This is a genomic window from Nakamurella alba, from assembly GCF_009707545.1.
In the GTDB taxonomy this organism is placed as follows: domain Bacteria; phylum Actinomycetota; class Actinomycetes; order Mycobacteriales; family Nakamurellaceae; genus Nakamurella; species Nakamurella alba.
The window spans coordinates 372,435-383,678 of record NZ_WLYK01000001.1 but is presented as its reverse complement, the minus strand read 5'-3'; the positions used below and the strand labels follow the sequence as shown (position 1 = coordinate 383,678).

The 11,244-nt window shown below is 73.6% G+C and carries 6 protein-coding genes; 1 reads left to right on the top strand and 5 read right to left on the bottom strand.

Annotated features, from left to right (window positions below; translation table 11 throughout):
- Positions 1–68: 68 nt before the first annotated feature.
- The 4 genes from GIS00_RS01710 to recC all read right to left on the bottom strand — a co-directional run bounded on the left by GIS00_RS01710 (position 69) and on the right by recC (position 10,355).
- Complete coding sequence (locus GIS00_RS01710; RefSeq protein WP_322097342.1) at positions 69–1,265, bottom strand: thiolase family protein; 1,197 nt, start codon at positions 1,263–1,265, stop codon at positions 69–71.
- Positions 1,266–1,636: 371 nt separating this feature from the next.
- Positions 1,637–3,667 carry an exodeoxyribonuclease V subunit alpha gene (gene recD / locus GIS00_RS01705; RefSeq protein WP_154766687.1) on the bottom strand — a complete coding sequence of 677 codons (2,031 nt, stop codon included), beginning with the start codon at positions 3,665–3,667 and terminating at the stop codon, positions 1,637–1,639.
- On the bottom strand, positions 3,664–7,053 hold the full coding sequence (locus GIS00_RS01700) for a UvrD-helicase domain-containing protein (RefSeq protein ID WP_322097341.1): 3,390 nt from the start codon (positions 7,051–7,053) through the stop codon (positions 3,664–3,666). The genes recD and GIS00_RS01700 overlap by 4 nt, the downstream gene beginning before the upstream one ends.
- On the bottom strand, positions 7,050–10,355 hold the full coding sequence (gene recC / locus GIS00_RS01695) for an exodeoxyribonuclease V subunit gamma (protein ID WP_154766686.1): 3,306 nt from the start codon (positions 10,353–10,355) through the stop codon (positions 7,050–7,052). The genes GIS00_RS01700 and recC overlap by 4 nt, the downstream gene beginning before the upstream one ends.
- Positions 10,356–10,515: 160 nt before the next feature.
- Here recC and GIS00_RS01690 point away from each other — a divergent pair, with 160 nt between their 5' ends.
- Positions 10,516–10,725, top strand: a complete 210-nt coding sequence (locus GIS00_RS01690) for a hypervirulence associated TUDOR domain-containing protein (RefSeq protein ID WP_154766685.1) — start codon at positions 10,516–10,518, stop codon at positions 10,723–10,725.
- A gap of 14 nt (positions 10,726–10,739) precedes the next feature.
- Here GIS00_RS01690 and GIS00_RS01685 read toward each other — a convergent pair whose 3' ends face one another.
- Positions 10,740–11,153 (bottom strand): nuclear transport factor 2 family protein, encoded by a 414-nt coding sequence (locus GIS00_RS01685; RefSeq protein ID WP_154766684.1) that lies wholly within the window; start codon positions 11,151–11,153, stop codon positions 10,740–10,742.
- Between the last annotated feature and the right edge of the window lie 91 nt (positions 11,154–11,244).

The following is an 11,244-nucleotide window of genomic DNA, read 5'->3' as shown; positions in this document are numbered from 1 at the left end:
CGGCACCCGCTCTGCCGGGTGCCGGCACCCGCAGTCCTGCCGTCGGGCAGGTGTGCTGTGGTGCGGTCTCAGAGACGCTCGAGGATGAGGGCGTTGGCCATGCCGCCGCCCTCGCACATGGTCTGCAGGCCGTAGCGGCCGCCCGTGTCCTCGAGGTGGTGCAGCATCGTGGTGAGCAGCTTGGTGCCGGACGCGCCGAGCGGGTGGCCGAGCGCGATCGCCCCACCGCGCGGGTTGAGCTTCTCCGGATCCGCGCCGAACTCCTGCTGCCAGGCCAGCGGCACCGACGCGAACGCCTCGTTGACCTCGTAGGCGTCCAGGTCGTCGATGGACAGGCCGCTGCGGCCCAGGATCTTCCGGGTCGCCGGGATCGGGCCGGTCAGCATCATCAGCGGGTCGTCGCCGGTGACCGCGAAGCTGTGGAACCGGGCCCGCGGGGTCAGGCCCAGCTCCTTGGCCCGCTGCTCGCTCATGATCAGCACCGCCGAGGCCCCGTCGGTGAACGGCGAGGAGTTGCCCGGAGTGATGTGCCAGCCGATCTGCGGGAACCGCTGCGCGTACTCCTCGGTCTGGAACGCGGGCTTGAGCCCGGCCAGGCCCTCCACCGTGGTCGAGGCGCGCACCGTCTCGTCGGCCGCGAAAGTGACCTGGCTGCCGTCGGCGGCGGTCACCGGCAGCGGCAGGATCTCCCTTGCGAACCCGCCGGCCGCGGCGGTGGCGGCGGCCCGCTGGTGCGACCGGGCGGCGTAGCTGTCCAGGTCCTCCCGGTCGAACTTCCACTGCGCCGCGATCAGCTCCGCCGAGATACCCTGCGGCACCAGCGGATCCGCGGCGAACCGGGCGTGCATCATCGGGCCGAACGGGTCCTTGCCCATCGAGTGCGAGCCCATCGGCACGCGGCTCATCGACTCCACGCCACCCGCGATGACCACGTCGTAGGCGCCGGCGATCACGCCCTGCGCCGCGAAGTGCGCCGCCTGCTGGCTGGAACCGCACTGCCGGTCCACCGACGTGCCGGGCACCTCCACCGGCAACCCGGCCGCCAGCGCCGCGTTGCGGGCGATGTTGAACGACTGCTCCCCCGCCTGGCCCACGCAGCCGGCGATCACGTCGTCGATCACCGCCGGGTCGATACCCGACCGGTCCACCAACCCCTTGATGGTCTGCGCCAGCAGATCCACCGGATGCAGGCCCGACAACGACCCGCCCATCTTGCCCTTGCCACTCGCGGTACGAACGGCATCGACGATCACGGCGTGCGCCACGGCGCCTCCTCGCGCTACGGCCGGCCCGCGTCAGGCCGGCGGCATTGGTGAACCCAGGTTCACACCGTACGTCCGGCCGGCGGGTCGGCGACCGCGACCTACGTCACCCCCGCTGTCGGCTCCGACACCCGGGTGCTGTCGGCTCCGACACCCGGGTGCTGTCGACCGCAGGGCCGGGGTCGTCGGGATCGTCGCATCGGGCGTCGCCGACCGGCTCTGATCGCGTCCTCACCACACTCCGCGGCTCCCGGTCGGTGTGCCAGAGGTGACCGGTCCGCCCGGCACAGGGCCCGGCCTCCGGGTGGTCGCCGGCCTTCAGGGATCACCGCACCCACCCGAGGCCGCCCGAGCCCGCCCGAGGCCGCCCGATCTCAGCCACCCAACCGGCCCCGCAGGCCGCTGGCCCGGGCGGCGGGCCGTGCGACGGCCGCGGCGAAGGCCTCCCGGTCGCCGAGGATCCGGACCTTGTTCCGGGCGCGGGTGATGGCGGTGTAGAGCAGTTCCCGGGTGAGCAGCGGAGACCCGACCTCCGGCAGCACCAGGGTGACCGTGCCGAACTGGCTCCCCTGGCTGCGGTGCACCGTCATCGCATGCACGGTCTCGAACCGGTCCAACCGGGTCGGCCGGAAGGACACGGTGCCAGTGCCGCGGGCGAACACCACCCGTGGCTCGCCGTCGGCGTCGAGCACGACCACACCGGTGTCGCCGTTGAACAGGCCCAGCGGGTAGTCGTTCGCGGTGATCAGCACCGGGCGCCCCGGGTACCAGGGCCCGCTCTCCGGCTCACCGCGGTCGGCGGCGAGCCAAGCCTCCACCTGTCGGCGCCAGTGATCGACGCCGGTCGGCCCCGCCCGGTGAGCGCACAGCAGACGGTGCGCGTCCAGGTGGCGCAGCGCAGCTGCGGCGTCACCGGCGATCGCGGCGGCCCGCAGGTCCCGGCCTGCGGCGACCACATCCGCCCGCGCCCCGGCCGTGCCGCCGTCGGGCAGGAACTCGACCGCGGATCCCGAGGCGTCGAGGATCTCCGTGGCCCCGTCGATGTCACCGCGGCGCACCGCCGTCGCCAGCAGGGCGATGTCGCCGCCGAACCGCCAGTTGTGCTCGAGCCGGACGATCCCGGCCCCGGCCGCCCGTCCCGGAACGGTGCCCCCGGACGGGACGCCGTCGACCTCCTCGCCGCTCACGGGAGCGGACCCCGCCCCGTCGAGCCCGTCGAGCCCGTCGACGATGTCGGCGAGCACCGCACCGGCCTCCACCGACGCGAGCTGGGCCGGATCGCCGACCAGGACCAGCCGCGCATCCGGTCGCATCGCCGCGAGCAGTCGGGCCATCAGGGTCAGCGAGATCATCGAGGCCTCGTCGACGACCACCACGTCATGCGGCAACCGGTGGGTGCGGTCGTGCCGGAACGTCAGCCCGCGACCGCCGACCGCGCCGAGCAATCGGTGCAGGGTGGATGCCTGCAGCGCGCCGAGCCGATCGGCGATCTCGGGCGCGACCGGCCGGACCGAGGCGCCGATCTCGGCGGTCACCGCCTCCTGCAGCCGGGCGGCGGCTTTCCCGGTCGGCGCGGCCAAGGCGATCCGCAGCGGTCCGGGGGCGACACCCGTGGCGCTGCCAGGTTTCCTGGAGCCGGGCGCGCCGGGATCGGAGATCTCGGTGAGCACGGCGAGGAGCCGGGCCACGGTGGTGGTCTTCCCGGTCCCGGGGCCGCCGCCGAGCACGGTGGTCCACCGGGTGGCCGCGGTCCGCGCAGCCCGCCGGGTGATCCCCCACGCCTCCAGCTCCGCGGCCCTGTCGTCATGGTCGTCCGTGCGCGGGTCGCCGTCGGGGCCGCGGAAGTAGCGCACCACCGCGCGATCCAGCCTCGCGGCGTCGACCGACGGTCCGGCGGACCGTTCCCGGGCGGCGAGATCGGCGGCCACGTCGCACTCGTCCCGCCAGTAGCGGTCGAGGTAGAGCAGGCCCCGGTCGTACCGCAGCGGCCGGGAACCTTCGGTGAGGTCGTCGGACCAGGTACCGAACAGGTCCGGCCCGGCCCCCAGGTCGGCGGTCAGCGGGCTCCGGCGGACGGCCGCGATCCAGGGTCCCGGCTCCGGCCAGGGTGGGACGGCCTCCGGCGCCACGCCGGCCCCGGACGCCGTGGCGCCGGAGGTCACCTCGGTGGTGTCGATGACCGGCGGGTCGGTCAGGTCCACGCACACCGATCCGCCACGCACCGCGGCCACAGCGAGAGCCAGTGCCAGCGAGACGGTCTCGTCCGTCTCACCGGCGAGTGCCGAGAGTCGGGACGCCACGTGCACGTCGCCGGCGTCGAGCAGGCCGGCCTGGTTGAAGTCCCGCAGCAGGCCGGTCGCGCGCAGCGCGAAGCCGGCGGCCATCGGGTCGACCGGGGCGGTCATCCGACACCTCCGTCCAGCACGGCGGACAGTTCGGTGACCAGTTGCACCGGCGGACGCCAGGAGAACACACCGGCCGGTACGCCGTCGGCCTCCGGGCCGTCCGGTCCGCACATCCCGCGCAGGAACAGATAGAGCACGCCGCCGAGATGGCGGTCCGGGTCGTAACCGGGCTGCCGCCAGCGCAGGAACCGGTGCAGCGCCACCTGATACAGCAGGGCCTGCAGGGGGTAGTGCGAGTGCATCATCTCGGCCGCCATCGCCTCCGGCCGGTAATGCCAGGCGGTCAACCGGCGATCGGTCGGGTCCAGGCCGTCGCCGAGCCAGTTCGTCTTGTAGTCGGCGACCAGGTAGCGCTGGCCCGGGGTGCGCAGGACCGCGTCGATGCTGCCGGTGAGGTAGCCGCGCAGCGGTCGTCCGGCCAGTTGCGGGTCCCGCAGCCGGTCGGGGTAGGCGGCCAGCGGGTCACCCGCCGGCAGGTGGCGGGCGAGCACGCCGGCCAGGTCACCGACCCGCGGCTCGGCGGGTGCCGGCGTGTCACCGCCGGCCAGCGGCAGTTCGAACACCAACTCCGACAACCGGTCCCGCACCGGGAAGTCGAGCAGCGTCCGGCCGTCGGCGAGCGGGCCGAGCGGGGTGCGCAACGAGGGCAGCAGTGCGGCCGCGAGATCGTCCGGCAACACCGGCATCGGTGCGCGGGCCAGCTGCAGACCGCAGGCCTCCCGCAACGGGACGGTCGGGTCGGCGGCGTCCGGGTCGAGGTCCTCGAGCACCGCGTGCACGACGGTGCCGAAGGCAGCGCCGGTCGGCAGGTCGGCCATCGGCGAGGGCACCTCCCACCCGGGGTCGACCGACGATCCGGCCCCGAGGCCGAGAGCGGTGGAGGTCAGGTCGTTCTCGTCGTCCTTGCCCGGCTCCTCCGGTTCGCTGGTGCCGGGATCGACGAGGTCGGCGACGAAGCCGGGCACGTAGTGGTCGGTCGCGGTCAGCGCACTGTAGGAGGTCCGGCGCCAGCGCAGGTCGACCTCGCGGTCGAACGGTGCGACGGCGAAGTCGTCGACGGACAGCGGCAACGGCACGGGCACCGCGGCCGCCGGTGTGGCGAGTTCGACGGTGAAGGCGCCGTCCCGTTCCCACTGCAGCAGCCGCTCCCAGGCCACCTCGTCGGAGGGCACGGACACCCGGTCGGGGATCCGTCCGTCGTCCCGCCGGCCGAACAGCATCCGGTGCAGCGCCGAGTGTTCCGCGTTCCTCGTCGGCGCCCACCAGGCGATCAGCCGGGACTGCGCGCGGGTCAGGGCGACGTAGAGCAGCCGCAGCGTCTCCCCCGCCTCCTCGGCCAGCGCGCGTCTGGACCGGTCCGACGCGCCGGGCATCCTCGGACCCCCGAGATCGATGATCCGGCGGCCGGTCTCGTCGTGCAGCAGCGCCATCTCCGGGTTGTTCGGCACCCAGCGGTCGGCGACGAACGGGAGATAGACGACCGGGTACTCGAGGCCCTTGCTGGCGTGCAGGGTGACGATCTGGACCGCGGAGGCGTCGCTGTCCAGTCGGCGGGCACGTTCGTCGGAGCTCGGCGTGCCCTCGAACCGCCGCTCGGTGAGCCATTCCAGCAGGCCGGGGATGCCGAGAGAACCGTCCGTGGCGGCCTTCTGCAGTCCTTCGCCGACCTGCCGGAGATCCGTCAGTAGCCGCTCACCCCCTTCGGCGCCCAGTACGCGGCGCCACAGGCCGGTGCGCTGCGAGACCGTCTCCAGCAGCCCGGCGATGCCGCCCCGGGCGGTGATCGCCGCCCAATCACGCAGCATTCCGGACAGGCGGTCGGTGAGTTCCTCGCCGCCGGTGCCGAGCGCAACCGGGTCCAGGCCGAGGAACGGGGTCAGCGCCGCGGCACGGACCAGCGGTGCGCGCTGCGGCTGGTCCAGCGCACGCAGCAGGATCAGCCACGACTCGCCGGCGTCGGAGGCGTAGACGTTCTCCGCGCCGGACACCACCCGCGGGATGCCGGCCCGCCGGAGCGCGTCCTGCACCAGGTCGCCCTGCGCGTGGGTACCGACCAGCACGGCGATGTCCCCCGCGGCCAGCGGCCGGCCCTGCCAGGAGGCGCCGGAGGCCAGGAGTGCGGCGACATCGGCGGCCAGGTCCTCGGCGATGTGAGCCCGCACGTCGTTCACCGGCGGGAACTTCTTCGCCGACGAGAACTGGTCCCGGCGCGCGACGCGGAGCCGGAACGGTGCGTCCGACGGCCCGCCGAGCAACCGGCGCCCGGTGTGCCGGGGCTCCACCGGGACGACCCGGATGGACTCGTCGCCGAGCGCCGTGCCGCCCAGCAGCACCTCGAGCGAGTGGGCCAGAGCAGCGTCGCTGCGCCAGTTCTGGGCGAGGGTGGCGGAGCCGGAGGCCGAGCCGACGGCGGTGAGGTAGGTGACCACGTCGCCGCCGCGGAAGGCGTAGACCGCCTGTTTCGGGTCACCGATCAGCACCAGGGTGGCGAAGCCGTGGAAGGCCCGCCGCAGTACCTCCCACTGCACGTGGTCGGTGTCCTGGAACTCGTCGACCAGCACGATCTTCCAGCGGTCGCGCATCCGGTCCCGGGCCGGGCTGTCCTCCGGCGCGAGCGCATCGGCGAGCCTGCTGAGCAGGTCGTCGTAGCCGAGTTGGCGGCGCCGCCGTTTGCGGCGGTCCACCTCGGCCCGGACGGCGCCGGCGAACCGGACCCGCCACTGCCCGTCGCTGCCCGGCTCGTGCTCCTGTGGCTCGATGTCGGCCTGCGGGTCCTCCACCGCCCGCCGGCCCAGTTTCAGCGCGGTGGCCCGGTCGAAACGCGGCGTGGCGGAGCCGGTCCCGCCGAACGCGCGGAGGAAGATGTCGTCGACCACCTCGACCACCAGGCCGTCCAGGTCCTCGACCAGTTCGGTGCCGGCGTCGCTGTCGCCGGCGACGCCCAGACCGGTGAGCACCTGCTGGCAGAACTGGTGTGTGGTGGCGATGGTCGCGGCATCGAAGTCGGCGACCGCTGCGGTCAGCCGGTCCCGGCGCCGGGCGACCTCGGGCTCGGTGTCGTCGGCCAGGTGCCGGAGCAGCGGGTCGTCGGAGGCACGGGCGCCGGCCGGGTCGCCCAGTGCTCGCTCGACCTCGACCAGTCGTGCCCGGACCCGTTCCCGCAGTTCCTGGCTCGCGGCCCGGCCGAAGGTGATGACCAGCAGGTCGGCCGGTGCGGCGACCCCCTCGGCGATGTACCGGGTGACCAGGGCGGCGACGGTCCAGGTCTTCCCGGTCCCGGCGCTGGCCTCGAGCACCGTGGTGCCGGACGGCAGTGCGCCGGTGACGTCGAAGGCGGCCGCCGGCAGCGCGCCGGTGGCGGATCGTGCGTGCGGACTCCCGGTCACAGCGGCATCCTCCGTTCCCGGGTGAGCAGCGGTTCCCAGACGATCCGGGCGAGCCGACCGAAGGACGTGTGCTCGCCGACCAGCCGGGGATCATCGGCGGCGACTCCCAGTCCACCGAGTTCGAGCTGAGTGCCCGTCAACTCGTCCAGCTGACCGGTGCGCCAGATCCGCTGGTTCCCGTCGGTGACCGCATCGCCGAACTTCTTGCTCCACGCGTCTTCGGCCGCCCGGGTCGCCTCGACGACGCCTTCGCCGGTCAGCCGCGCTCCGGCGTAGACCGCTGCCGTCGCCGGAGGTGCGGGCAGCGGGACCTGCATCCCGAGATCCCGGATCGCGACCAGTTCCTCGAGCAGCGCAACGGCATCCGCTGCGTCCACGGCGGGCAGCATCGCCTTCATCGGCCGTCCGGTGGCTTTCCGCGCCCCGACAGCGGTCCAGCCGCCCCCGGGCAGGGCCGCACTCAGGGCCAGCAGCTCGATCCATGCCTGCAGCCGTTGCTTGGGCTTCTCGCTGGAGTACGAGACCCGGACGATGCACGACCCGTACACGCCCGGGATCGAGCCGCGCACGACACGACCGTCGCCCAGCGGGATGTCGACGTCGATCGTGCGCGGCGGGCCGGACCGGAGCGGCACCGTGCCCTCGACGAGTTCCTCGACCTCGGCCGCGAACTCGTCGACGCGGCCCACGCCGATGCGGCCGGGCGGGAGTTCGCCGCGGGCGAGTTCGCGCTCCCGGCAGACCTCCATCGGTACGCCGTCCAGCCTGGCCTGCAGCATCCGGTCGCCCACCTTCCACGCGGACAGCCCCTTCAGCTCGGCCGCCACCGCGTCCCCGCCGTCCGGGTCCTCCTCGTCGTCCGGCCACCAGACGCCGAGCCGCTGCCGGAGATAGGCGCGGGCCGGGGCGGTCAGCATCCGGACCAGCTCGTCCAGTGCGACATCGGTGACGTCCGCGGGCGGGAGCACGGTCCCGGTGAAGGCCAACGGGGCGCCGCGACGGCCCACGCTCGCCCGGGCGGCCTCGACCGCCGAAGGATCGTGGGAGAACGGCCGTCCGGGAGCCAGTGCGCCCGGCGTGACGTTCCGTGGGTCGAACGGCTGCAGCGGGTGCCGCACGACCAGCTCGTCCTCCTCCAGGCCGGTCAGCGACCTGACGGTGTCGAGGATCTCGCCGAGCGGCACGGCAGGGGGACGGCGGGCGCCGGTGCGCTCGTCGGCGCCGCTGTAGGTGATCACGACGGCGTCGGAGGCGGCCATCAGGGCGTCGAGCACCAACTGCCGGTCCTCGGTTCGCGGATCCCGTTCGCCGGGGCGGCGGTCACGGGCGAGCACGTCGTCGCCGTCCGGGTAGGCGCGTCGCGGGAAGACGCCGTCGTCCAGGCCGAGCAGACACACCACGCGGTGCGGCACCGACCGCATCGGCACCATGGTGCAGACGGTCAGCGTGCCGGTCCGGAAGTTGGCCCGGGTGGGCCGACCGGCGAGCCGGTCCGCGAGCAGGGAGCGGACGTCGCCCAGTCGCAGCCGGATCGGCGCACCGTCGGCATGGTCGAGCACGTCCGCACACTCGCGGCGCAGCTGGGCCTGTTGCCAACGGTCGCCGGTCGGCACGTCGGCCAGTGATTCGACCGCGTCCGGCAGCAGCCGCAACCACTCCTGGACCTCGTGCTCGCCGTCGAAAACCTCCAGCACGGCGTCGATCCGGTCGATCGCCTCGGCCAAGCGGCCGGCCAACAGGATCTCCGAGCTGCCGACCTCGTCGAGGGCCAGCGCCCCGGCCACCATGGAGCCGGGACCGCCGGCGACGCCGAGCAGGATCCGGTCGAGGCCTGCCCGCCAGGTGTTCTCCCGGACCGTCTCCATCGTGAACGGCTCGCGCGATGCCGCATCCAGCCCCCATCGGACACCGGACTCGGCCACCCAGTCGGCGAGCACCTCGACGTCGTCCTCGCGCAGCCCGAAACGGCGTCGCACCACCGGGCGTGCGAGCAGGTCCAGCACCTGCGACGCGGTGACCCTGGACCCGGCGAGCTCCAGCAGGGCGGCCGCGACGCCGAACAGCGGGTTGGTCTGCTGCAATGATCGGTCCGCCAGCTTGACCCGGAGCCGGTGGCCGGGATGCCCGTCCTCGCCGACGATCTCGGACAGCCCGAACGCCGCCGTCAGCAACGGGGCGAAGGTCTCGATGTCCGGGCAGGCGACCAGGATGTCGCGCGGCTCGAGCGTCGGATCGGCTGCGAGCAACCCGACCAGCACCTCCCGCAGCACCTCCACCTGCCGGGCCGGACCGTGGCAGGCGTGTACCTGCACCGTCCCGTCCGGCGGCAGGGCACCCCCGTCCGGCGCGACGTCGTCCCTGATCCCCCGCTGCAGCCCGCCGAGCAACGAGCGCCGGGGCGCCGGGGCGGGGTGGTGCGTGGCATCGCCGGCCGCGAGAACCTCTTCCAGTTCCCGGGACTCGCGTCCGAGGGAACGCAGCAGCGGGTGCCGCACCGCGTCGCGGCCCCACTGGGCCGGCGACGGGTGCGTCAACCACAGATGGACGTCGCGGTCCCGCGCGAGGGTGTGCAGCAGGGTCCGGTGCGCGGCGGGGATCCTGGTCAGCCCGAAGAACGACACCCGCTGCGGCAGGTCGATCCGCAGCGGTGCAGCCAGGCGCGCGGCGGGATCGGGCGCGCCGATCCGGTCGGCCAGCAACCGCCACAGCCGGGGCTGCCACGCCAGATCCGCCGGCAGCGCCGCTCCGAGCCCGTCCCCGGATCCGCCGTTCGCCCAGTCCTCGATCACCGCGGGGCGGTTCATCGCGTAGGACGAGAACAACCGGGCGAGCCGGAGGGCCACGGAATACCTCCGGCTGCGCCTCTCCTCGATCGCGTCGGGCCCCTCGGACACCGGGATCACGGCACCGGGCGCACTGCTGTCAGGCGCGTCGACCGCGCCGATGTGCCGCCCCAGGGCCGCACACCACGGGTCGGTCGCCGCGAGGTCGATGACCTCCAGCAGCGGCCACACCGCGCGCTCCGGGCTCCAGGGATCGTCCTCGGTACCGAGCACCAACCCGGCGAACACCGCTCCCGGCGAGGGGAACCGGATCGCTGCGCACACCCCCGCCTCGCGGCGCTCCCCGGTGACCGCGCCCAGGCGGTGGGACAGCTGCTGCATCAGCCAGCGTTCCATCCCCCGGGCCGGCACCGCGACGACGTCGTCGGCGAACACGTCGGGCAACGGCTCCGCCAGCACCCCCGCCAGTCCGTCGACCAGGCCGTCCGCCCGCTCGGAGCGGTGCACGTGCAGCGCCATCGTCCCGCCCTCCCTCTCCGCCTCGCCGGGTGTTCCCGACAGCCCCCCGGCTGTCGGGAACCCATACTGCACGACGGGTCCGACAGTCGACCGTTTGGCCGCACGTCCTCGGTGGGCACCGGCACGTATCGGACCGCGAACGACGCCTGAGGAGCTCGTGATGGCCAAGGATCTCAAGAAGGGTGACCGGGTGTCCTGGCAGACCCACGGCACCACCACCCACGGCACGGTCGAACGGAAGATCACCAGCCGGACCGAGGCGGCGGGCCGGACGGTCGACGCGTCCGAGGACGAACCGCAGTACCTGGTGCGCAGCGAGAAGTCCGGCGAGACCGCCGTGCACACGCCGGAGGCGCTACGGAAGGCCTGACGGTCACCCAGGACTCAGGCCGGCACCGGCGCCCGCTCCCCCACCTTCCAGCGCGGCTCCATGCCGAACTCGCAGATCCGCCACCGGCTGCCCGTACGCCGCAGGCGGGCCCGGTAGACCTCGCCGAGGGCGAAGGTCGGAGCTGCTCCGCGGGTGGCGAACACGGCGACGACGTTGGCGCGAAGCTCGGCGGTGTCCGGAGCGGTGACGGTGACCAGCTCCGCACCGATCAGGTGTTGCAGCCCGTCCGAGTCCCGGTGGTTTCTGCGGGCCTGGGCCACCAGCTGGTCGAGGCCGGTCATCCGGCCGCCCGGGGTCAATGCGGTCACGTCGTCGGTGAACAGCTCCCGCAGGTCCTCGAAGCGGTGCTCGTCCATCGCCGCGTAGACCCGGCGGAGTACCGCGACGATCTCCTGGTGGTCGGTCATGACACCACTCCCTTTGTTGGCGTGACCAATGTTGGTTGTGCCAACGATAAGCGCGCGCAGTCAGAAGGGCAAGGGCCGGCACTACGCTGCC

What these genes read in the sequence shown, in the direction of transcription:
- recD (WP_154766687.1), bottom strand. Translation starts at nt 3,667, where the DNA reads ATGACCGCCCCGGTCGACCCGATGGCCGCCGGCTTCGCGCTGCGCGCG.
- recC (WP_154766686.1), bottom strand. Translation starts at nt 10,355, where the DNA reads ATGGCGCTGCACGTGCACCGCTCCGAGCGGGCGGACGGCCTGGTCGAC.
- GIS00_RS01690 (WP_154766685.1), top strand. Translation starts at nt 10,516, where the DNA reads ATGGCCAAGGATCTCAAGAAGGGTGACCGGGTGTCCTGGCAGACCCAC.
- GIS00_RS01685 (WP_154766684.1), bottom strand. Translation starts at nt 11,153, where the DNA reads ATGACCGACCACCAGGAGATCGTCGCGGTACTCCGCCGGGTCTACGCG.